The organism is Klebsiella sp. BIGb0407 (assembly GCF_024807845.1).
Classification (GTDB): Bacteria; Pseudomonadota; Gammaproteobacteria; order Enterobacterales; family Enterobacteriaceae; genus JGM124.
Window position 1 is genome coordinate 150,187 of sequence record NZ_JANUEQ010000003.1, and the last position, 24,283, is coordinate 174,469.

Genomic DNA, 24,283 nt, shown 5'->3' on the forward strand with positions numbered 1-24,283 from the left:
AGGAATATTATTAATGGCTTACACTACATTTTCACAGAATAAAAACGATCAGCTCGCCGAACCTATGTTCTTTGGTCAGTCAGTTAACGTCGCGCGTTATGATCAGCAAAAATACGATATTTTTGAAAAGCTCATCGAAAAACAACTTTCATTCTTCTGGCGTCCGGAAGAAGTGGATGTTTCCCGCGACAGGATCGACTTCCAGGCACTACCTGAGCATGAAAAACATATATTTTTGAGTAACCTTAAGTATCAAACCCTGCTGGATTCTATTCAGGGACGTAGCCCGAACGTTGCTCTGTTACCCTTAATTTCTATTCCTGAACTGGAAACTTGGGTTGAAACCTGGGCATTCAGCGAAACTATCCACTCGCGCTCTTATACACACATCATTCGTAATATTGTTAACGATCCCGCGTTGGTGTTTGATGATATTGTCACGAATGAAGAGATCCTCAAACGTGCAAAAGATATTTCGAGTTACTATGACACGCTGATTGAAATGACCAGCTACTGGCACTTACTGGGCGAAGGTACCCACAGTGTTAATGGCAAAACAATAACCATTAATCTGCGTTCGTTGAAAAAACAATTATATATCTGTTTGATGAGTGTTAACGCCTTAGAAGCTATTCGTTTCTATGTCAGCTTCGCCTGTTCATTTGCTTTTGCTGAGCGAGAGCTAATGGAAGGTAATGCTAAAATAATTAAACTCATTGCACGTGATGAAGCGCTGCATTTAACCGGTACTCAGCATATGCTGAATCTTCTGCGCTCCGGTGAAGATGACCCTGAGATGGCAGAAATTGCGCTGGAATGCCGTCAGGAATGTTACGATCTGTTTGTACTTGCGGCTGAGCAGGAAAAAGAGTGGGCTGAATATCTGTTCCGCGATGGTTCCATGATAGGAATGAACAAAGATATTCTCTGTCAGTACGTGGAGTATATAACCAATATTCGTATGCAAGCCGTCGGGCTGGATTTACCCTTCAAAACCCGTTCAAACCCGATTCCATGGATTAACGCCTGGCTGGTTTCCGACAACGTGCAGGTTGCGCCACAAGAAGTGGAAGTGAGTTCTTATCTGGTTGGCCAGATTGACTCAGAAGTCAATACTGACGATCTGAGCGACTTCCAGCTTTAAATTATGGGCCGTATTACACTGAGTATTACTGGCGCACAGTTAATTAGCCAAAAAGAACACTCTTCATTACTCGTAGCACTGGAGTCACACAATATCTGTGTTGAGTACCAGTGCCGCGAGGGATACTGTGGTTCGTGCCGGGTAAAACTGGTCGCAGGCGAAGTTAACTGGCTCACAAAACCACTCGCATTTATCCAGCCAGGGGAAATACTCCCCTGCTGTTGCAGAGCGAAGGGTGATATCGAGATCGAGCTGTAGCGCACCAGACAGTATCCCTTAATTTTCTGATATAAGTCTGAAGAGAAAACCGTTGATGAGCATAGATAAACGCTGTGATTCAACGGTACTCACTGTAGTTACCTCCAGGAAAACCGGATCATAAACAGATATACCTCTTTTTTGTCTCATATTTTTCATGCGGGGAAGATGAAGCCATTCTCATAAGCCGTCTGATGTTTTCCAGTAACTACAATATTATTCAATGACAAATTTATTCTGTTCACTCCATAAAATTGGATCTAGCCGATTAATAACAACAGCCTTCGCATTCCTCGTTAGATAACTCAATACTCCCTGTTTTTATGGATGATGTAATTATCCACAATTAGTGTAATTATTCTGGTTAAAAAACATGTTATTTTCAACTTGCGTATATGTTGAAAGGTAACCAAATACATCTATATAAAGCAGGTCAACAACACAATACCCCCCATCACTTAACCATTTAAAAATAAAAGAATCACATCAAGCTTAAACATATAATTCAGACCTATTCCAAATATAATAATAGATAATTAATTCACGCCACTTGAATCCCATTTATTGGAATCATATACAATAAATACACCTAAAATATCTCAATAAATAAAATCATTGCATTTATCATAATTAAGATTAATCTTAAATCTGACAACCCTGAGTTAACACATGGAGGTGTCAAGTACTATTGCCATAGGAAAATAACGCTGAGTTATTCATTCCTCATAGGCGAGGTACAATATAAACAATAACTTAATTACATTTTCTCCAGCCTGTAAAATTTTAATTTCACAACACTCATCCTTGTTAACATGTAATAACCGGAAGGTTTTATACCTGACGAGTTATTGGAGGTTGGCGGCGCCAATATGATTATGGATAAATCATTTATATTCGGTGAGGCACATAACTTATTTCATTCAGAAGTTGATGCTGACACTTTTCCTGGATTCAAAAAAGTAAAATTCCGTTATTCGGCCATTCATTTAGCTCTTTTGTTTATGTTACTTGCCTCCTCAGCCCCTGCTCTGGCCGCTACGTGCCTTCAGGGGGACGAAGTTGGAACGAGCACGGCTTTGGGAGGAGGTAACGAGCCGGTCACATGCGGGACTTTTTCGATTGCAATTGGCGGGGGCAGCGGTGCCACTGCAGATGATTATGGTGTTGCCATCGGCGATGCCGCAGAGGCTACCTACAGAAATTCGGTAGCACTAGGGCGTCGTTCCATGGTTAATGCAGACCGCGCAATCTCCGTGGGCGCATACACAAGAACATTTGGCTATGCCTCAATAGCTATCGGAGAAGATGCACAAGTAACAAATGAAGATGCAATGCACGGTATTGCATTAGGGCATTTTTCCCGGGTGGGAAAAGCTGACGGCATAGCCATAGGATTCGAATCAAACTCAGGCGGCCTCAACGCTATCAGTATCGGGGCCCAAAACAACGTTACCGGTGATAATTCCGGAGCAATTGGTAGCCCCTCTTCGGTATCTGGCACAGACTCCTATTCACTGGGCAATAACAATACCGTTGCAGCGAATAATGCATTTACGCTGGGTAATAACATCAGTATTGATGCAGGTCTCAATGGCGCCATCGCGCTGGGTAATGGCTCATCCGTTCAGGCGGCCGTGGGCACCGGAAGTACTGATATCAATGGCAGTACCTATAACTTTGCAGGTGCAACACCCGCCGCAGGTTCCGTGCTGAGTATCGGTGCCGCTGGCGCAGAAAGGCAGATTACCTACGTTGCAGCCGGGCGGCTCAGCGCAACCAGCACGGATGCTATAAACGGCAGCCAGCTGTTTGCGACCAACAGCGCTGTTAATTCCCTCGGAACGAAAGTCAATCAGAACACAATCGATATTACCAGCATATCTGGCGATGTTACTGACGTACAGAACCTCATCAATTCGGGAAATATTCCCATTAGATACTTCAGTACTGGTTCAGCAGACACCGGGGTTAATGCGGCTGCCAGCGGTACCAACAGTGTGGCCATTGGTCGGGCCTCGACTGCCACAGAGGAAGACAGCATTGCGCTGGGCAATGGAGCTGATGCCAAATTTGCTAACAGCCTCGCACTGGGTGCAAATTCCGTCACCAGCGTGGGGGCTGAAAGCAGCTACAACGCGTATCGCCTTACCGCACCGCAGACGTCTATCGGTGAGGTGGCCTTTGGCACCGCCAGCGGGAACCGTAAACTCACCGGCATTGCGGCGGGTACCGCCAACAATGATGCGGTGAATGTGGCCCAGCTGATGGCCGTCGGCGACCAGGTCGATCAGAACACCACCGATATTACCACCCTCTCTGGCAGTGTCACTAACGTACAGAACCTCGTCAATTCGGGAAATCTTTCCGTTAAATACTTCAGCACCGGCTCAACCGGCACCGGGGCGGATTCTGTTGCCAGCGGCTTAAACAGCGTCGCGATTGGCCAGGCTGCGACCGCCACCGAGGAGGACAGTGTCGCCTTCGGTAACGGCGCGGATGCCAAATTTGCTAACAGCCTCGCGCTGGGTGCAAATTCGGTCACCAGCGTGGGGGCAGAAAGCGGCTACAACGCGTATCGCCTTACTGCACCGCAGACGTCTATCGGTGAGGTGGCTTTTGGCACCGCCAGCGGGAACCGTAAACTCACCGGCATTGCGGCGGGTACCGCTAACAATGATGCGGTGAATGTGGCCCAGCTGATGGCCGTCGGGAATCAGGTCGATCAGAATACCACCGATATTACCACCCTGTTTAGCAGCGTTAATGAGGGTAATTTTTCCGTTAAATACTTCAGCACCGGCTCATCCGGTACCGGGGCGGATTCTGTTGCCAGCGGCTTAAACAGCGTCGCGATTGGCCAGGCTGCGACCGCCACCGAGGAGGACAGTGTCGCCTTCGGTAACGGGGCGGATGCCAAATTTGCCAACAGCCTCGCGCTGGGTGCAAATTCCGTCACCAGCGTGGGGGCAGAAAGCAGCTACAACGCGTATCGCCTTACCGCACCGCAGACGTCTATCGGTGAGGTGGCCTTTGGCACCGCCAGCGGTAACCGTAAACTCACCGGCATTGCAGCGGGTACCGCCAACAATGATGCGGTGAATGTGGCCCAGCTGATGGCCGTCGGCGACCAGGTCGATCAGAACACCACCGATATTACCACCCTGTTTAGCAGCGTTAATGAAGGTAATTTTTCCGTTAAATATTTCAGTACCGGCTCAACCGGCACCGGAGCAGACTCTGTTGCCAGCGGCTTAAACAGCGTCGCGATTGGCCAGGCGGCGACCGCCACCGAGGAGGACAGTGTCGCCTTCGGTAACGGCGCGGATGCCAAATTTGCCAACAGCCTCGCACTGGGTGCAAATTCCGTCACCAGCGTGGGGGCTGAAAGCAGCTACAACGCTTACCGCCTTACCGCACCGCAGACGTCTATCGGTGAGGTGGCCTTTGGCACCGCCAGCGGGAACCGTAAACTCACCGGCATTGCGGCGGGTACCGCTAACAATGACGCGGTGAATGTGGCCCAGCTGATGGCCGTCGGCGACCAGGTCGATCAGAACACCACCGATATTACCACTCTGTTTAGCAGCGTTAATGAAGGTAATTTTTCCGTTAAATATTTCAGTACCGGCTCAACCGGCACCGGGGCAGACTCTGTTGCCAGCGGCTTAAACAGCGTCGCGATTGGCCAGGCGGCGACCGCCACCGAGGAGGACAGTGTCGCCTTAGGTAACGGCGCGGATGCCAAATTTGCCAACAGCCTCGCGCTGGGTGCAAATTCCGTCACCAGCGTGGGCGCACAAACTGACTACAACGCGTATCGCCTTACCGCACCGCAGACGTCTATCGGTGAGGTGGCCTTTGGCACCGCCAGCGGGAACCGTAAACTCACCGGCATTGCAGCGGGTACCGCTAACAATGACGCGGTGAATGTGGCCCAGCTGATGGCCGTCGGCAACCAGGTCGATCAGAACACCACCGATATTACCACTCTGTTTAGCAGCGTTAATGAAGGTAATTTTTCCGTTAAATATTTCAGTACCGGCTCAACCGGCACCGGGGCAGACTCTGTTGCCAGCGGCTTAAACAGTGTCGCGATTGGCCAGGCTGCGACCGCCACCGAGGAGGACAGTGTCGCCTTCGGTAACGGCGCGGATGCCAAATTTGCTAACAGCCTCGCGCTGGGTGCAAATTCCGTCACCAGCGTGGGGGCTGAAAGCAGCTACAACGCTTACCGCCTTACCGCACCGCAGACGTCTATCGGTGAAGTGGCCTTTGGCACCGCCAGCGGGAACCGTAAACTCACCGGCATTGCAGCGGGTACCGCTAACAATGACGCGGTGAATGTGGCCCAGCTGATGGCCGTCGGCAACCAGGTCGATCAGAACACCACCGATATTACCACCCTGTTTAGCAGCGTTAATGAGGGTAATTTTTCAGTTAAATACTTCAGCACCGGGTCATCCGGTACCGGAGCAGATTCCGTTGCCAGCGGCTTAAACAGCGTGGCGATTGGCCAGGCGGCGACTGCCACAGAGGAAGACAGTGTCGCCTTCGGTAACGGCGCGGATGCCAAATTTGCCAACAGCCTCGCGCTGGGTGCAAATTCGGTCACCACCGTGGGAGCACAAAATGATTACAGCGCTTACCGGCTAACAACGCTTCAAAATTCGATCGGCGAAGTGGCGTTTGGTACCGCCAGCGGGAACCGTAAACTCACCGGCATTGCAGCGGGTACCGCTAACAATGACGCGGTGAATGTCGAGCAGTTGATGGCCGTCGGCAGTCAGGTTGATCAAAACACGTCCGGCATTGCGAATCTCGGCGGTCGTGTGACAAGCATCGAAAATATCTTAGGTTCAGGTGGGGGTCTCTCAACAAAATATTTCAGTACTAATTCCACAGCGGCAGAGTCCGTAGCCAGTGGATCCGATGCTATCGCGGTCGGGCCGTCTGCACAGGCCACTGGTAACAATACTATTGCGATGGGAAATGGTGCACAGGCACAGGCTGATGGTAGCGTGGCGCTGGGTAACAATGCATCCGATGGCAACCGCGGCGCGGAAAGCTACACTGGGAAATATTCCGGTGCCAGCAATAACAGCGTTGGAACGGTTTCAGTCGGTAACGCGGCGTCCGGTGAACAGCGAACCGTCAGTAACATTGCCGACGGAGTTCAGAGCAATGATGCCGTCAACGTTCGTCAACTGGATGGAGCTGTTGCAGTGGCGAAAAAATACACAGACGACTCAATCGCTAATCTGGAAACCAACGCGGGAACAACCAATGTGCGGGTGGGGCAGCTTGCAGTCGGCACAGAAGGTGTTTTCCGGGTAGAAAATGCTACAGGCTGGGACAATGCTGCTGCATCAGGTAAAAACAGCGTCGCCGGTGGTGCCGCTGCTACAGCAACCGCGCAGAGCTCCACGGCACTGGGTACCAATTCGCATGCAACTCACGAGAACTCGGTAGCGCTTGGCACAAACTCGGTAACCGATCGCGCTAATAGCCTGTCTGTAGGGAGCGTCGGGCATGAACGTCAGATTACTAATGTGGCGGCAGCCACCAAAGCGACTGATGCTGTCAACCTGACCCAGCTAAACCGCATGGCCACCGAAGCGTCGGGCTATACCGACAGGCGGTTTAATGAGCTACAGGATAGTATGAGCCAGCAGGATCGTCGCCTCAGCGCGGGTATTGCCAGCGCCATGGCAATGGCCAGCCTGCCTCAACCTTACACTCCGGGCGCCAGCATGATGTCAATCGGGGGAGCAAGCTATCGCGGGCAATCGGGTATGTCATTTGGCCTATCCCACCTTTCTGATGACGGCCGCTGGGTTACCAAAGCCCAGTTGAATAACAATACCCAGAATAATGTGGGCTGGGGTGTCGGCGTAGGTTATCAGTTCTGATGCACTTCTGGAGGCTTCGGCCTCCTTTTTTTTAAATGGAAAACTCAGATATGAAAATTAGATTTTTCACCGCTTTATTACCACTCCTGCTGCTGGCAGGCTGCGATCGGCCCGAGCAAAAGCCCAGCGTGCAACCGCAAGTTGCTGCATCTGTTGAACCTGTCGTACCTGAAAAAATAGTTATCGACTTTCCTGCGCTGACGATTATCGAAAATACCGTCGCTCAACTTGCTCCAAAGCTTAATAACCAGTTTGATATTTCTGTCATTCAGCGAATTTGCTTGCTGGCCCGAGGAGAGGTCAGTAAAGAAAGAGTCATTGAGTCAATCAAACGGGATGGCCACTTCGATCCTGCCAAAATACCTGCTCAAGATCACCCGTTATCGTTGCTCGTTAATGACGATCAGGAAAAACGAGCGGAGATGTGCGCCGCATGGCTGGCCAGCTGGGCTGCGAGGATACCCGATGAAGATGAGATCACCGTTCAGAAGACGCGAAAAATCGAGGAAAAAGGACAAAATAAGGGAAAAGAGCGAACGGTAACTGAAAATGTGCTCAGTAATGACAAAGTCGCAGAGGTACTGGCAGTTAAATTATCCGTTCTGCGCGCCAATGCTGAGATTTATGCATTTATTGCCAGCGAACTCGAAAAAATGCCGGGACTGACGCTCGAAGAATATGCTCGTGCCGCGGGCAAAACATTCTCTGCGCTTTCGCCTTATTACCTTAAACGCGTTCAGGAACTTTATTCCCCGGAGCCCGGCAGTTATCACCTGACGCAGCTCGGTACCAGAGGCTATGCATTTAATACCGATGGTGGCTATTACTTCAGTCGTGATGGAGGTAATGCCCTTCTGACCTATCGCGGCATTAACTGGCTGGGTCGCGGCGACATCATGGGTAAAGATTACAAGATTGCCGTCAGTTATTTTCCGGATACTTTGATTGATATGATAGCTCAGGTTCCGGCATCAAAATAATCGCCCCTCCCCTGAGGATCCAAGGTGATTTCTGATAATGGCTGCAATGATAAATTAACGCATCTTCCCCTCCAGGATATGTTTGACCATAATTTATTCATTGCAGCCCGTTTAGAATACGACCGGGTGCAGTCTTGATAAATTCAAGATGATAAATCTTTTGATTCTACTACCTTAATCCAACCATGATCGGTCGCTATTGCTTCGCCATTCATCCAGCGGCGCAGCATATTCAGTGCCATCAGTGCACAAATTTCCTGACGCGTGCTCAAACTGTGGTGGCTAGTACCAAATTGAACTCCCAGGCCATAGCTGCCGCTGTCCGTTATCAGAACAAAATTGACCTGAGCATCTACAGTCCCTGCAATCACCAGAGCGATATCCGCAACCTGTTTTTTACGCCAGGAGATACCATAGTTCAGGGTATCGGTAAGCGTTTGTTCTTGAGCTGGTAGCATTTCACTTGCCAGAAGTGGGGCTGATTCCCGGCCAAGTTGCAGGGCAAGCAAACCACCGGTAAATTGTTCACTCACAGTCAGGGTCAGAGACCGCTCCCGTAAGCGACGTGCAATTTGTGCAGGTAGCCCTTCTGTCCCCTCAAAAATGAAGCTATTACCCGCTACACGGCGGACTTCAGGCCAGATAGCCTCCATTGCTGCCCGTTGCGTTGCAGGTCCGGTTAGTTTTAGCTCAATAATCGGCATCGATGAGCGATAACCCATCACTACGTCATCCGGTAACACCAGGGGATCGAGGCTCTGCGCCAAATCACTTTCACCGCGCCCAAAAGTCGTAAGGCGTAAACAGACCGGGGGTTCAGGGAGAGTAAAACGCGCCTGTAGTCGGGGCAAGATTTCCCGCGCCACCATCTCTTTAAATTCGGAGGGAACGCCCGGAGTAAAAAATATCAGGCAACGGTTAAGCTGCATGGCAAAACCGCAGGCAGTACCAACCGGATTATCAATCATTTCACTGTTTGCCGGGATCATGGCTTGCTTACGATTACTGGGTGCCATAACCCTGCCCCGACCGGCAAAAAAGGCCTCCATCGTTTTCAACCATCCGGCATGCTCCATCAGTTCAACACCGGCAGCCGTTGCTGCTGCCAGAGCACTCAGGTCATCGCTGGTAGGGCCCAATCCACCATTAACAATAAGTACATCAGCCTCAAAGCTGCGTTCCCGGAGGATAGCAATCAAATCATTAAGATTGTCACCCACCGTATTACGCCGTGACAGAGGTAACCCTTGATTAAAGAGATAATCAGCAAGCCAGGCAGCATTGGTATCAACAATTTGCCCGTATAATACTTCGTCCCCGGTCGACAGCATTTCCACTTTTAACATTGTTTTACCCTGCAATACTTCGCTCTGGAAGATGTCTTAAAGCGCGGCTAAACGCCGCGCAGAAAGCTTAAAAATTCGCACTGACACCGACATAAGCGCCGTTAGCAATCATTTTATTGCTATTACCATTCTTACCATCAAGAGCAATATAACGATAACCACCTTCAAGGCTTATTGGACGGAAAATAGCCCAGCGTGCACCCGCACTGGCTTCCTTATAATCTTTTACGCCACTGGAAAGTGAGTCTGGTGAGTAATAGTAGTCACCAAATACGCTAATGCTGGATGTAACAGGCCATCTCAGACCGCCACCCGCCGCCAGAGCGTAACCATTTTTGTCATCTTTTGGATTCAGGTAGACCGCTCTGCCGCCAACCGTTGCCGTTACAGGCCCCAGCGGGATATTAAAACCAAGGCCCAGGCCCGCAGCATTGCCATTGTTTTCATGATGGGCATAGTTGCCATTAATGCTAAGGCCGCTGGCTTCAGTCGCAACACCTACGTAGCTAAATTCTTTGCCAACTCCACCACCAATGCTTATCGCACTCGCACTAGCAGATGCCAACAGTAGCCCTAGTGTATAAGCCAGATGTAGTTTGTTCATTCCATGGTTCCTGAAAAAGAAGGGGGGTATCCCCGGTAGATAATGTTTACTGTCCGCAGATTATCTAATCAATGGGTTACTAAAAGCTACTTCTTCTTTCATTGTAAGAAAATGCAAATAAGACCGTTCTTCGTTCCCGGATCAAAGAATTGCAATATCAGGTAATGGCACATTGTTAATATGGCAATAAGCACCTAAACCTAAAGGTGAGCAAATGTCATTATTTTCTTATTACCCAAAATAATTCGAGTTGCTCCCGGCGCTGAGTCAATTATGTCGATGAGCATAGATAAACTATGTGATTCGGCAGAATTGACGAAAGAAACGCCCAAGCAACTTGAAGTATGAAGGGTAAAACTGTCTATTTCATTGTTGGAGATACTGATGAGCAAGAAAGGCTTAACAACTGCTGCAGGCGCTCCGGTTGCCGATAACAATAATGTTGCCACAGCCGGTCCACGCGGTCCTATGTTACTTCAGGATGTCTGGTTTCTTGAGAAGCTGGCCCACTTTGACCGTGAAGTGATCCCTGAGCGTCGTATGCATGCCAAAGGTTCAGGCGCATTCGGCCACTTCACTGTGACACATGATATTTCTGATTATACGCGGGCCAAACTGTTTGATACTGTTGGTAAGAAAACCGAATTATTTATTCGTTTTTCCACCGTCGCAGGCGAACGTGGTGCCGCAGATGCAGAACGGGATATTCGCGGTTTCTCTATCAAGTTTTATACCGAAGAAGGTAACTGGGATCTGGTGGGCAATAATACCCCGGTATTTTATCTGCGCGATCCGCTGAAGTTCCCTGACCTCAACCATGTCGTCAAACGCGATCCGCGCACTAACCTGCGTAACGCAACCTATAAATGGGACTTCTTTTCTCATTTACCCGAAGCTTTGCATCAGTTAACTATCGATTTCAGCGATCGTGGTTTACCTCGTTCTTACCGTCATGTTCATGGTTTTGGTAGCCATACCTTTAGCTTTATCAATAAAGATAACCAGCGTTTCTGGGTGAAATTCCATCTGAAATGCCAGCAGGGCATTGAAAACCTGATGGATGATGAAGCGGCGAAAATCATTGGTGAAGATCGTGAAAGCTCACAACGTGACCTCTACGATGCCATTGAACAAGGTGACTTCCCACGCTGGAAGCTGTTTATTCAGATAATGCCAGAAGCCGAGGCTTCTCAGACGCCTTATAATCCGTTCGACCTGACAAAAGTCTGGCCGCATGCAGACTATCCGCTGATTGAAGTCGGCGTACTGGAACTCAACCGTAACCCGGAAAACTATTTTTCCGAAGTTGAACAAGTTGCGATGTCCCCTGCCAACATTGTTCCGGGTATCAGTTTCTCCCCCGATCGTATGCTTCAGGGCCGTTTATTCTCTTATGGCGATGCTCATCGTTATCGTCTCGGGGTTAACCATCATCAGATCCCGGTTAACGCTCCGAAATGCCCGTTCCATAACTATCATCGTGATGGTGCGATGCGTATTGATGGCAATAGTGGCAATGGTGCAACCTATGAGCCGAATAGCTTTAATGTGTTCCAGGAGCAACCTGATTTCAGCGAGCCGCCATTAAGCCTTGAAGGTGCGGCAGATCACTGGAATCACCGTGAAGACAACGATTATTTCAGCCAGCCTCGGGCGCTGTTTAACTTACTCAGTGAAGAAGAGCATCAGCGTATGTTCCAGCGTATTGCAGGCGAACTGCAAAGCGTTCCTGAAGAAATCATCGAACGCCAGCTGGGCTTATTTGCCCAGGTTCATCCTGAATACCGGGCAGGTATCGAAGCCGCGTTAAAAAAACTGACCAGCACTAAGTAACTGCACCAAAATCTTAGCTATCAAGGCCTGAGTCATTATCACTCAGGCCTTTTTTCGGGTTATTTAGTACCTTGATAACCAGAAAAAATGATACTCAATGGCAAAGTTGAGTCAGTTCTTTTTCACTCAGCGCCGTTATTTTCATGACTATTCTGGGATCGATACCATGCTGTAACATGGTCCGGGCCATATCCTGCTTTTCTTGTTTTCGTCCTTCATTAATTCCATTTTGTTTTAGTTTCTGAGCAATAGTCATAAGTGCCTCCTCATAATGCGGGACTCTACCAGCCAGTTTACGGATAAAAACTTCCGCATTTACCGAGTCACCAGCATGAATAATGTAATGAATAAGTGAAGTTATCTGAGATGACGAGAGAGAGTCTGTCATCAGAATAGTACTGAGTCGCTCGCTCAGTTCGGCAAGATCCCGACGGCGAATATGTTTCTGGAGTAACGTCAGCGCCGCCATACTGCGATGCTGCATAATCTCGTCGTCCGGAATAAGCGTGATATCCACTAACGGAAAGTCGCTGCTGTAGAGTTTTTGCGCCTGAAGAGGGTCGGTAAACTCCTGTAACCAGTTAGTGGAATAAGGATAAGGTGAGCGTTTCCCCATATAAAAAAGTACCGGTACTACCAGCGGCAATTTTTTATGTCCGGCATCAAGATGGCGTTGCATCGCGGCTATCGCATAACGTATCAGGCGAAATGCCATATGCTTGTCGGGGGTGGACTGGTGTTCAATCAGAATATGTACGTATCCCTCGTCTCCGGTCGCCGTTTTCATGCTATAGAGCACATCACTGAAGTACTGGCGCAGATTCTCTTCCACAAACGAGCTGCATTCGAGTTTCAGCGTATTGAGATCGCAAATAGTACGAAACTCCACCGGAAGGTGAAGATTGATAAAGTCACGGGCAACGTCCGGCTGTCTCAGGAACTGCTGAAATGTTGCGTCATGAGGGGTGGGTGTGCTGTTTTTCCTTTTCATAGGCCCTGGCTCTGAAATAATGCAGGGAGACTATTACTATCAGTTAATCGTAACTATCAAGAAACAACCCTGAGCCTGTAATAAAGAATTTTCTCAGACTCAGGGCAACAAATGCCGGTGCGCAACCCACGAGATAAGTTTTTGCCGGGAAACTTTAATCCCCTCCTGTCTGAACGGCTCGGGTAAGCTATACCAGTGCACGGGGATCTGGAAACGCGGTAGTTTGTCTTTTAGCCAGAGATTGATTTCCTGAAAATCAATCTCTCCTCTCGCCGCGACTATCGCTACCGGACGCTGTCCAAACTCTACATCCGTCACAGGTACAATAAAGACCTGCTCGATTGACGGGTGTCTGGAAATTATCTGTTCAACAATTTCCGGCTGAATACCTTCTCCACCGCTAAAAAACAGATTATCAGCACGCCCGATAATTTGGAGCCGGTTGCCGTTTAACACACCGAGATCTCGCGTCGGAAACCAACCTTCGGCATTACAGAGCGAGACCAGCTCACCATCACGCCAGTAGCCGCTGGCAAGTGTTGCTGAGCGTAACCAAATCTCCCCGTTCATGATTTTCAACTGATGTCCGGGCAATATCGTACCGACATCAGAGAGTCCATCAGCAGGTTTAGTACAGACGGTCGAAGCCAGCTCAGTGAGTCCATAGCCACACCAGCAGGCTAATCCGGCAGCTGTAGCCTGCTGTGTCAGCGCCACGGGAATAGTAGCGCCGCCAAGTAAAACTTCACGTAACGTGAATTCCTGCTGTTGTTCCAGTAAGCGCCATAGCTGAGTGGGCACCAGTGAGGCGTGAGTACATCCCTGTAAAGCATCGACGAGTGCCTGGTCAGGTTTGACCGCCAGGCTTCCCCCTGCCTGGAGCCAGCGCCAAAAGATACCCTGCCCGGAAACATGAAATAATGGCAGCGAAAGCAACCAGCTATCTTTCGCGCCATAGCTCAACCGGGAAAGGACGCCTGCGGCACTCGCCAGATGGGCAGCACAGGTATGTACCGCCGCCTTAGGAATACCTGAACTCCCTGATGTAAGCGTCATGGATGCCAGTCGGTCAGGCTGCCAGCTCGCTTGCCAGGGATCGGCGGTTAGCCATTGCAATACGGGTAAATCAGAGACGGTTTTTTCACCCGGCAATGAAATGCCCCAGGAAAGCGTGAGGCCGGGCAGTAAATCCTCTAAAAACGCATCCGGAAACTGTGGATTTAGCGGCAGAACGCGCGCACCACACTGTAATAATGCCATCCAGGCGAGCAATATTTGTGCGCTGTTTTTGCCACGCAGAGCGACCCCGTCACCGGCCTTGACACCTTGCTGATGAAAACCACCCGCCAGGGCATTAACACGCTGGCATAAGGTCGTCCAGTCAAGCGTCTGCCCTTCCAGGATTAGCGCGTCATCCCTTCCACGCAACTCTGCCCAATGGTGCCAGGGCCAGTGATGAAAGCTCATCGAATCTGTTCCAGATTATCAAGTTGCCAGCAAGGAAGCGGGCTACCTGGCCAGCGACGAATGACCTGAGCCTGCATCAGCGCCAGCGTATCTAAACCTGGGATCTCGCCGGGCGTTAACCAGGCAGCAATACGCGCAAGTTGCGTTAACCCCAGGCTCGACTCCAGAGACGAGCTGATAACCGCGATTTGCCCCTGCTGGTGAGCTGCAGCGACCTGTTCCCGGATCCTGTCCAGGCTGCCAGTCAACGTGGGTTTAATCACCACTGCAACCACACCGGGTTCCGACTGAAAGACATAGCCCGGTTCACGCAGGCTTTCATCCCAGGCAATAGCAATCCCGGTTTCAAGACTAAACTCGCGCGACTGCTCAGGGGTCTGACAAGGCTCTTCGATAAAAGCAATACGCGAGCGATAAGCCGGATTAACATATTTAGCAAACTGCCGGGCTTTCAGCGGCGTCCAGCGCCGGTTGGTATCGAGGCGCAGACGTAATTGAGGCACTGCCTCAAGCAGTAAGTTGACCACCATGCCATCACGCACCGCTTCATATTCACCAATTTTTACCTTGGCAATTTTTTCACCCGGCATCGCAGCAAGAGCCAGAATAAGTTCATCAGGATCGCCACTGCACAAAGGGGCGGCCCGATAGTCAGCGGCATGCGGCAAGTCTCCCGCAAGTTCAGCTAAAGCACAGCTCAAACCAAAGGCGACCGAAGGCAGTTCCGGTAAAGGATCCTCCTTCCCAGCCTGCCACTGACTCAGCCAGTTCAGCAGTGCTAATCGCGCCTCGCCCAGGTTTTCATGACTGAATCCCGGTAATGGCGCAATCTCTCCCCAGCCGGTTTGCTCCCCCTCTGTCAGTCTGACCAGCAAACCTTCACGCTGCTTTAAACGCTGGTTGCGTAAAATGACTCCGGCATCCATAGGGATCTGGTAGTGCCATACCTCAGCCCGACGCATTACGGATTCCGTTTAAATTTGCTGAAGTCTGGCTGACGCTTCTCATTGAAGGCATTGCGTCCTTCCTGGCCTTCTTCAGTCATATAGAACAGCATCGTTGCATTACCTGCGAGTTCTTGTAAGCCCGCCTGTCCGTCACAGTCGGCATTCAGTGCCGCTTTCAGGCAGCGTAGCGCCATCGGGCTGTTTTGCAGCATTTCACGGCACCAGCGAACGGTTTCTTTTTCCAGTTCATTTAACGGCACCACAGTATTGACCAGTCCCATATCCAGCGCTGCGGCTGCATCGTACTGACGGCACAGGAACCAAATTTCACGCGCTTTTTTCTGACCAACGATACGGGCCATATAGGAAGCGCCCCAGCCGCCATCAAAGGAACCGACTTTCGGTCCGGTCTGGCCGAATATGGCATTTTCCGCAGCGATGGTCAGGTCACACATCATGTGCAGTACATGCCCGCCACCGATAGAGTATCCCGCCACCATCGCCACAACCGGCTTAGGACAGGTACGGATCTGGCGCTGGAAATCCAGCACATTAAGATGGTGTGTACCGCTGGCATCCTGATAGCCGCCATAATCGCCACGCACTTTCTGATCGCCTCCGGCACAGAAGGCTTTATCCCCTTCCCCAGTCAAAATAATCACCCCGATATTGTCATCGTAACGTGCATCAGACATCGCATCGATCATCTCTTTCACCGTTAATGGGCGAAAAGCGTTGCGTACCTGCGGGCGATTAATAGTAATTTTCGCGATGCCATCCGTGGATTTATGGTAGCGAATATCGCTATATCCTTCAGAGCAATCCTGCCATTCAACCGGTGCGTACAGCATATTTTCATCAACAGGGATCATCGTCAGTCCTTAAAATTAGAAGTCAGAATCATGTAACAGGTTTAATAGCCGGGCACTAAATGCAGCAGGTGCTTCCAGGTGCGCATTATGCCCGGCGCCAGAGATAATTTCGGGTGTAAGACCGAGGCGAGCGGCGATGGCACGAAATTTCATATCTCGCTCGCCGCACAAATAATAAAAAGGGATCTGGAGTTTCGATAGCGTAGCCTGTAAGTCTGGCTGGCGGGACAGCGAAGTCGCTTCCAGCATCAAAGCCAGTGCAGCAGGATTATTCTGGCTGCGTAAAGCCACTAACGCAGTCCGCCGCTGCTCATCAAGGTCACTGAAGACCGGTTGCTGGTACCAGTCTTCGAGGACCTGACTCAGTGGTTCATGGCAAAATCTAGCCGCCCAGTGCGCATCATGCAGCCGGCGGGCTTCCCGGTCAGTTTCGTTATCCAGACCAGGATGGCCTCCTTCAACCACCAGGCCACATAAACCCGCGGCTCTACCCTGCGTGGCGTGATACATCGCCAGACGTCCGCCTAATGAATATCCGACAAGCCAGTAATCATCAATATGATAATGCGCTAATGTCGCAGCAATTAAACTATCGGTGGTCTCGAAGTCGTTGCCTTGCAGGTCGACGGAAGCACCATGCCCTGGCAGATCCAGCCATAACTGAGACCACTCATTAAAGGCGGTACTGACAGGCATCCACTCCTGGTGGCTGCCTGAAAAGCCATGTAACCAGACAAGACAAGGCCGCTGGGGCTGACTTCCGGCGTGTAAAACAGCATGAAGTATCATGCTGTTTTAACCTGCCCCAGTAACTGTTTTAAGCAGTCAACACCGGCCGTCGGTTCAACAATGACCTCTATCAGCGTAGTGCCCGGATGCCGCCATGCCTTATCTACCGCAGTCTGGAGTTCATCCCAGCGGGTAGGTTGCTGATAATTAAGGCCAAACATGGCTGCTGCATGGGAGAAGTTAACGTCCTGCGGCAGAGTATAAAAACGCTCTCGTTGTTCAACTGACGTCGGGAGCATTGAGAAGATTTGCCCGCCATTATTATTCACCACCAGTAAGACCAGAGGAGCGGTGGTACCCCGTAATAATGCCAGTGAGTTCATATCGTAGAGTGCCGAAAGGTCGCCAATAATGGCAAGAGTGGCTCGCTGACACGCACGATGAACGCCCGCCGCGGTGGAGATAAGTCCGTCGATACCACTGGCACCCCGATTACCGAATACCGGATAACCGGCGGGTAATTGTGCCAGAGCATCGATTAATCTCACTACCAGACTATTACCGACAAAAAGCTGCCCCTCCTCGGGCAGTAATCGCCCGATACGCTGGGCGACCTGCGCTTCACCAAAGTTTTCTGTCCGGGCTTCAGCCTGACGTAAGGTAGAGGCAGCCAGAGTCTGCAACTCAGGAGCCCAGTTAGCGGCGCTTTGTGGCGGATGATTTTCAAGCCAGGACGATATCCCTGCCACCAGCCGACGGCCCCGGTGATGGGCGGGATCCAGCCGCCCGCCAGAGGAGTCAACCAGCCAGTACTCTTCTGCCTGGCAGGCAGCCTGCCACTGTAAAACTCGCTTCCCGGTTAAATGCGCGCCAAACTGAATAATCATTTCGGCCTGTTGCAAACAATTCGCTGTTTTACCCGCCAGCCACAAATCAGCACAAGGTAACGGCTGGCCGGTTTGCGATAACACATCCCCGATGAGTGGCCAGCCAAGCATTTTTGCCCAGGCTGCGACTTTTATGCCTTCCGCAGCAGACATTCGGCCAGCGACGACGATCCCCCGCTTCTGGCGCCATACCGACCAGTCCGGCTGAACGACAACGCCCGTTGCCCGAATTTCTCGTAACCAGGGCTGGTCGCTTTCCCACCACTCGCCTAGCGCGTTTTGCCAGGATAAGCCGGTATCATCCATCTCACCATAGAGTGGCTCAGCGAAGGGACAGTTAATATGCAGCGCGCCGCCTTCTAACTGGCTCATGGCGCTGTCGAGCGTGGATACCAGCCAGCGGGCTGGGATATCTTGCGAGGGACGCGGTAAATTGATACTGACGGCAGGATGACTGCTGAAAATACCCTGCTGACGAATAGCCTGATTAGCACCGCAGTCAATCAGCTCCGGAGGCCTGTCGGCGGTGAGTAACACTAATTTTTCACCCGTCAGACCGGCCTCAATTACAGCAGGATAAAGGTTAGCGACCGCCGTTCCTGAGGTAACAATAATGGCAACAGGTTCGCGGCTGGCTTTGGCCAGGCCGAGTGCCAGATGCCCTAAACCGCGCTCATCAAAATGGCTGTGGCAGGTAAAAGCCCTATTCTCTGCCGCAGCCAGCGTCAACGGCGTGGAACGCGAACCGGGCGCAATACACACATGACGCACACCCTGTCGGGTCAGCGCTTCAAGAATAGTGGCCGCCCAACGACGGTTAAATGCGCTTATTGACATATTATTGTCCTGAGACAGTTTTATCCGGACAGTATAGATACTGCTGAGACAAGAAAATTGACTTGCGTCGTGAAGATAGTATTTAACGTCTATTTTTCAACAACAAAGTACGCAGACCAGCGGCCTTATTCTCTATTTCCTGCCATTCCTGCTGTGCAACCGACCCGGCCACAATACCGGCTCCGGCATAGAGGCGTACGGTATCATCCGTGACCTTTGCCGATCTCAGCGCCACGCAGAACTCACTCTGATGAATCGATAAATAACCCGCAGAACCGGCATACCATTCCCGGTCAAAAGGTTCATTCTGAGCAATGAACTCACGCGCTTGCTCGCGCGGTAATCCGGCGACCGCAGCAGTGGGCTGTAATTGCTGTAAGCAAACCTGGTCATCAGGCTTCTTCAGCATGGCGTGAATGCCACGTTTCAAATGCTGGACATTACGCAACCGAATAATCTCGGGAGGTAAAACATCCAGTTCATCAACCACGTTTTGCAGGCGCTGGCAGATATCTTCCAGAACCAGCATATTTTCGCGCTGATTTTTATCATCTTTTAACAACCAGTCGGCTAAAGCTTTAGCGCGACCATCATCTTCATGGCTGGCCACGGTACCTGCCAGAGCCTCGGTATCCAGACGCCTGCCGAGACGCCGCCATAGCCTTTCCGGACTGGAACCCAGGAAAGCCTGCCTGGCATTAAAGACCATCAAGAAATGATAGCAGTTAAGATTAAGCCGTCGACTTGCAGCCATAAATCCCGCAGCAGACACGGCAGAAGAAAAGACTAAATCGGTTGCCCGGGCTAATACCACTTTATCCAGAACCGCCTGCTCAATCGTGGTGATGGCCTTATTAATCAAGTCACACCATGCAGGTAATTCGGGGTGATGGGTTTCACTGAAGAGCTGAAGACTGAGCGGTGGAATCGAAGTTTCCGGCATTAATTGTTCGATTAATGCCAGAACCTGACGGACATCTTCTTTGAGGGAGGTTTCACTGTAGAGATAGAGCCACAAAACGGCTTCGCCACCCTGCCTGCGCCACTCAAAACGAGGAAGAAAAAGATAGCCTTGCGTTAAATCAAACGCATTCAGTCCCCACAGTCGTACATTCGGTAAGGTTGTATGTTGCTGACAAAAAGCCCGGGCATCATTAAGGGTGGGGAAAGTTTTTATCTGGCCTAATGCAGCGACTTCTTCCTTCCCGTCACGATGTTGCCAGTAAAACTGGGGATAGATAACTTGTCGGGTAAGCCAGCCGAGAGGGTCAGACCGCTCACTCAAACTCAGTACCACACTGAGAGCCCGAAAACCCGGTTCATCAGTAAATTCCTGATTCAGCTCTCGCTGCATTTGTCGCAGTGCTGTGGCTACTGAGTTCACGTTGACTTTACCCTCTTTGAAAACCACTAATTATACGTGGTTTTCATGGAATAAAAAAACTTACCTCTTTATTCAGTGAGTTATGCTGGATTTTTTGAAAAAATTAATCAGATAAAGTACAACGCGCAAGAATAAAACCAAAGGTAATACCCGCCGCAGTACTGATACCGATGCTCTGCCAGGGTTTATGGTGCAGATAATTATCGGTCCAGCAGGCTGCCTTTTTGAGGGTGTCGTAGCCTTGCTCCGCCTCTCCACTCAAACGTTGTCTCACTTCATATAATCGCTGTACTGCCTGAGCTTTCATTTCTCTGTAGTACTCATTTTCCGGATCATCAATAGTGCATAACACTTGATCCAGTGTTTCTCTTAACAATGTAACGTCATCTTCTGGTGTAAACAGATATCTGGACATAATTACTCCTGTAAGAAAAAAGTATCCACTTTAACTATAGACAATGTTAACGCATTTCGCCTGCCGGGTCTTTTGCCATACCGATATGCAAAATACCATCTTCATCATATTCTGGCGTCACGGCTGAAAAACCGAACCGGGCATAGAAGTCTTTTAAATGGGCCTGTGCTCCGAGATAAATCGCTTTATCAGGCCACTGCTGCTGGCAAACCTCCAGGGTAAATGCCATCAGTTGCTCACCCAGTTTTTGTCCGCGCAGCCGGGAAGAAACAATCACCCGCCCAATAACAACCGGCTCAAGCGGGTCTTCACTTTTTAGGATCCGGGCGTAAGCAACGATTTCGCCCTCTTCAATAGCAAGAATATGGCGATTTTCACCCACCAAATCCTCACCATCAAGTTCTTCATAGAGGCAGTTTTGTTCGATAACAAAGACCTCACAACGAAGCTTGAGCAAGGCATAGAGCTGGGAGGTAGTTAATTCGCTATGGTGAAGATTATGCCACTGGATCATAGGGGTACCTTATTACTGGTCAAGTTAACATAAACAACGGTGATAACAGATTTGGTCGCTCACGCCAATAAAAAAACCGCCGAAGCGGTTTTTTTATTGCATCAACTGCGAGGTTACAGCAGCGGCTGGGCCATCTGCACCAGGCTGATAAGCGGTTGCGGGTAAACACCCAGAACCAGTACCAGAATGGCAGAGATAAGTACCACAATACCGCCCGCACTCAGCGCCCAGTTGGACGGAGTATCACGGTTAAGCTGCTCTGGCGCGCTCAGATAGAGACTGACCATCACACGCAGATAGTAGTAGATACCAATCGCACTACCCACCACAACCGCACCGGTCAACCACCACAGGTGAGCCTGAACACCGACAGCAATGATGTAGAACTTACCGATGAAGCCCAGCGTCATTGGGATACCGGCCAGCGACAGCATCATAATGGTCATCACCGCAGACAGAACCGGCTTATGCCAGAACAGCCCACGATAGGAGAACAGCGAGTCGGCATCATTTCCACGGTAAGGGCTGGACATCAGACTGACCACACCAAATGCACCCAGGCTGCTGAACAGATAACCCGCCAGGTAAACACCGACCGCTTCCATCGACAGCGAACCGTCATGCAGAGCAATCAGCGCCACCAGCAAGTAACCCAGGTGGGCAATAGAGGAATAACCCAGCAGTCGTTTGATATTGGACTGGGTCAATGCCATCAAGTTACCGAAGAGGATTGAGGCGAAAGCAATCAGACCTAATACCACACGTACGGCTTCACTCTCACCCACAGGGACATAGAGGAACAGACGCATCACGACAGCAAAGATGGCGATTTTACTGGCGGTTGCCAGGAAGGTCGAAACCGGCGCTGGCGCTCCCTGATAGACATCTGGCGTCCACAGGTGGAAAGGAACCAGTGACAGTTTAAAGCCAAGACCGACAATCATCAGACCAAGACCCGCGAGCAATAACGGCTCGTGGATAGCATCGGCAGTCAGACTTTTGCCCAGTTCAACGAACGACAGGCTGCCAGAATTAGCGTAAATCAGCGCTATACCAAACAGTAAGAACGAAGATGCCGCCGCGGACAGAATGGTGTATTTAATACTGGCTTCAAGCGAACGTTTCTGGCGATAAGCATAACCCACCAGACCAAACAGCGGTAAGGAGATTAATTCAATGCCCAGGAACAGCGCAGCCATATGGTTCGCGTTCGCCAGCAGAATACCGCCCAGGGCCGCAATCAGAACCAGCAGATAGAACTCATCACGGTTGTCGTTGTAACCCTGTAACCACGGATAAGCAAAGGTACAGGTTGCCAGGCTTGCCAGTAACACAAGACCAGTATAAAGCATGGCGTAACCATCAACCCGCATCAGCGGGGTGACATCCATAGCGCCTGCCTGACCCACAAACCACAAAGAGATTAATGCAGCATTGAGGCCAATAACTGAGAGCGTGGCACTAAGAAAGTGGTTGCGTCGCCAAGCAATGGAGAGCATCACAACCACCACCGTCAATCCGACGATTAACAGTGGGAGTAGCGCAATCAAATGTTGAGCAGTTATAGTCATGGCGAATTACGGCCTTGTAGTAGAAATGGACTGTGTGAACAACTGCTGAATATTACTCATTGCAGCGTGAGAGGTATCCAGAATTGGCTGTGGGAAAATACCCAACAGAACTAACAGTGCCGCAAGGAACAAAATAATTGAGAATTCACGGGCTGTCATACCACGCAGTTGCTTATCGCTTATCTCACTTTGCGCTTTACCGAAGTAGGCACGATGGAACATTGCCAGCGAGTAAACCGAGGCAAACACCACGCCAAAGGTCGCAATCACAGTGGTAACCGGTACCGCCTGGAAGCTACCAAACAGGATCATAAATTCACCGACGAAGTTACCCGTTCCCGGCATCCCGAGGTTGGCAACAGCGAAGAATAATGACAGGCCCGGTAACCACTTAATCTTGTTCCACAGGCCACCCATCTGACGCATATCACGGGTATGCAGACGCTCGTAAAGCTGTCCGCAGATAATGAACAGTGCCGCCGCAGACAGACCGTGAGCAATCATCTGGATCACCGCCCCCTGGTACGCCAGCAGGCTACCGGTGTAAATGGCGATTAATACAAAGCCCATATGTGAAACAGAGGTATAAGCAATCAGACGCTTGATATCGGTTTGAGCAAAAGCCAGCCACGCACCGTAGAAAATACCGATAACACCTAAGCCCATCGCAATCGGTGCGAAAGCAGCCGACGCTTCAGGGAACAGTGGCAGAGAGAAACGCAACAGGCCATAAGCCGCGGTTTTCAGCAAGATACCCGCAAGGTCAACCGAACCTGCGGTTGGCGCCTGGGAGTGCGCATCAGGTAACCAACCGTGCAAAGGTACAACCGGCATTTTCACTGCAAAGGCAATAAAGAAGCCCAGCATTAACAGCCATTCCACACCCTGGGACATCGGCGTATTCAGTAACTGTTCGTAGTTGAAGGTCCAGACACCGGTCGCATTATAATGCACGAACACCAGGCCGAGGATGGCAATCAACATCACCAGACCACTGGCCTGGGTATAGATGAAGAACTTGTTCGCCGCATTGATACGCGTCTTCCCGTTAGAGGCTTTATAACCCCATAACGCAATCAGGAAGTACATCGGTACCAGCATCATCTCCCAGAAGAAGAAGAACAGGAACAGGTCAATGGAGAGGAACACCCCCATTACGCCACCGAGGATCCACATCAAATTCAGGTGGAAAAAGCCCTGATATTTTTGATTCTCGTTCCAGGAACACAGTACTGCCAGTGCGCCCAGCAATGCGGTAAGCACCGCCATCAGCAGCGACAGGCCGTCAACCGCAAGATGGATTGAGATACCAAAACTTGGGATCCATGGCAGAACGAACTCAGACTGCCACTGTGGCAAACCCGCAGTCTGCGTCAGAGAATAGTCACCCTGCAACCATAATTGCAAAGTCAGTGCCAGTGTCAGCCCCATGGTAATCAGCGCAATCCAGCGAGGCACTTTCACGCCGAAGCGTTCGGTCTGCCAGCAGAAGAAACCGCCGATAAATGGGATTAGTATTAGCCAGGGTAATAGCATGGCGTTTTGTGTCCCTTATTAAAATAAATCTTATACATCGCTCACTTCCCTCTCCTTGC

The 24,283-nt window shown here is 50.4% G+C and carries 18 protein-coding genes; 5 read left to right on the forward strand and 13 right to left on the reverse strand.

Features of this window, described 5'->3' with window-relative positions; genetic code table 11:
- Positions 1-13 precede the first annotated feature (13 nt).
- The 4 genes from nrdB (at position 14) to M2387_RS10780 (ending at position 8,291) form a co-directional block, all read left to right on the forward strand.
- Positions 14-1,144 carry a class Ia ribonucleoside-diphosphate reductase subunit beta gene (nrdB, locus tag M2387_RS10765; protein ID WP_259049173.1) on the forward strand — a complete coding sequence of 377 codons (1,131 nt, stop codon included), beginning with the start codon at positions 14-16 and terminating at the stop codon, positions 1,142-1,144.
- A gap of 3 nt (positions 1,145-1,147) precedes the next feature.
- Positions 1,148-1,402 carry a class I ribonucleotide reductase maintenance protein YfaE gene (gene yfaE, locus M2387_RS10770; RefSeq protein ID WP_259049174.1) on the forward strand — a complete coding sequence of 85 codons (255 nt, stop codon included), beginning with the start codon at positions 1,148-1,150 and terminating at the stop codon, positions 1,400-1,402.
- Positions 1,403-2,271: 869 nt separating this feature from the next.
- A complete protein-coding gene (locus M2387_RS10775; RefSeq protein ID WP_259049175.1) occupies positions 2,272-7,311 on the forward strand; it encodes a YadA-like family protein in 5,040 nt (1,679 codons plus the stop codon).
- A 50-nt stretch (positions 7,312-7,361) separates the two neighbouring features.
- Positions 7,362-8,291, forward strand: a complete 930-nt coding sequence (locus tag M2387_RS10780) for a hypothetical protein (RefSeq protein ID WP_259049176.1) — start codon at positions 7,362-7,364, stop codon at positions 8,289-8,291.
- A gap of 143 nt (positions 8,292-8,434) precedes the next feature.
- Here the strand turns inward: M2387_RS10780 and M2387_RS10785 are convergent, their stop codons facing one another.
- Positions 8,435-9,637, reverse strand: coding sequence for a nicotinamide mononucleotide deamidase-related protein YfaY (locus M2387_RS10785; protein ID WP_259049178.1), 1,203 nt, complete (start codon positions 9,635-9,637; stop codon positions 8,435-8,437).
- 67 nt (positions 9,638-9,704) lie between these two features.
- Positions 9,705-10,241, reverse strand: coding sequence for a YfaZ family protein (locus M2387_RS10790; protein ID WP_259049179.1), 537 nt, complete (start codon positions 10,239-10,241; stop codon positions 9,705-9,707).
- A gap of 384 nt (positions 10,242-10,625) precedes the next feature.
- Here M2387_RS10790 and M2387_RS10795 point away from each other — a divergent pair, with 384 nt between their 5' ends.
- Positions 10,626-12,074: a catalase gene (locus M2387_RS10795; RefSeq protein WP_259049180.1), complete on the forward strand. Its 1,449-nt coding sequence runs from the start codon at positions 10,626-10,628 to the stop codon at positions 12,072-12,074.
- A 94-nt stretch (positions 12,075-12,168) separates the two neighbouring features.
- On the opposite strand, the gene M2387_RS10800 is transcribed toward M2387_RS10795, so the two are convergent.
- From M2387_RS10800 to nuoM, 11 genes are all read right to left on the reverse strand, one after another.
- Positions 12,169-13,065: an Rpn family recombination-promoting nuclease/putative transposase gene (locus M2387_RS10800; RefSeq protein WP_259049181.1), complete on the reverse strand. Its 897-nt coding sequence runs from the start codon at positions 13,063-13,065 to the stop codon at positions 12,169-12,171.
- 99 nt (positions 13,066-13,164) lie between these two features.
- The gene (gene menE / locus M2387_RS10805; RefSeq protein WP_259049182.1) at positions 13,165-14,532 is read right to left on the reverse strand and encodes an o-succinylbenzoate--CoA ligase; all 1,368 of its coding nucleotides are present in this window, start codon (positions 14,530-14,532) and stop codon (positions 13,165-13,167) included.
- Entirely contained in the window at positions 14,529-15,494 is a 966-nt protein-coding gene (gene menC / locus M2387_RS10810) for an o-succinylbenzoate synthase (RefSeq protein WP_259049184.1), read from the reverse strand. The genes menE and menC overlap by 4 nt, the downstream gene beginning before the upstream one ends.
- A complete protein-coding gene (gene menB, locus M2387_RS10815) occupies positions 15,494-16,351 on the reverse strand; it encodes a 1,4-dihydroxy-2-naphthoyl-CoA synthase (RefSeq protein WP_259049186.1) in 858 nt (285 codons plus the stop codon). Before menB ends, menC begins: the two co-directional genes overlap by 1 nt.
- 15 nt (positions 16,352-16,366) lie before the next feature.
- Positions 16,367-17,140 carry a 2-succinyl-6-hydroxy-2,4-cyclohexadiene-1-carboxylate synthase gene (gene menH / locus M2387_RS10820; RefSeq protein WP_259049188.1) on the reverse strand — a complete coding sequence of 258 codons (774 nt, stop codon included), beginning with the start codon at positions 17,138-17,140 and terminating at the stop codon, positions 16,367-16,369.
- A complete protein-coding gene (gene menD, locus M2387_RS10825) occupies positions 17,137-18,804 on the reverse strand; it encodes a 2-succinyl-5-enolpyruvyl-6-hydroxy-3-cyclohexene-1-carboxylic-acid synthase (protein ID WP_259049189.1) in 1,668 nt (555 codons plus the stop codon). The genes menH and menD overlap by 4 nt, the downstream gene beginning before the upstream one ends.
- Positions 18,805-18,886: 82 nt before the next feature.
- Positions 18,887-20,188 (reverse strand): isochorismate synthase MenF, encoded by a 1,302-nt coding sequence (menF, locus tag M2387_RS10830; protein ID WP_259049191.1) that lies wholly within the window; start codon positions 20,186-20,188, stop codon positions 18,887-18,889.
- A gap of 103 nt (positions 20,189-20,291) precedes the next feature.
- Complete coding sequence (locus tag M2387_RS10835; RefSeq protein WP_259049192.1) at positions 20,292-20,603, reverse strand: glycine zipper domain-containing protein; 312 nt, start codon at positions 20,601-20,603, stop codon at positions 20,292-20,294.
- 46 nt (positions 20,604-20,649) lie between these two features.
- Positions 20,650-21,117, reverse strand: a complete 468-nt coding sequence (locus M2387_RS10840; RefSeq protein WP_259049193.1) for a GNAT family N-acetyltransferase — start codon at positions 21,115-21,117, stop codon at positions 20,650-20,652.
- 113 nt (positions 21,118-21,230) lie between these two features.
- Positions 21,231-22,688, reverse strand: coding sequence for an NADH-quinone oxidoreductase subunit NuoN (gene nuoN, locus M2387_RS10845; RefSeq protein ID WP_259049196.1), 1,458 nt, complete (start codon positions 22,686-22,688; stop codon positions 21,231-21,233).
- Positions 22,689-22,694: 6 nt separating this feature from the next.
- On the reverse strand, positions 22,695-24,224 hold the full coding sequence (nuoM, locus tag M2387_RS10850; protein ID WP_259049197.1) for an NADH-quinone oxidoreductase subunit M: 1,530 nt from the start codon (positions 24,222-24,224) through the stop codon (positions 22,695-22,697).
- Between the last annotated feature and the right edge of the window lie 59 nt (positions 24,225-24,283).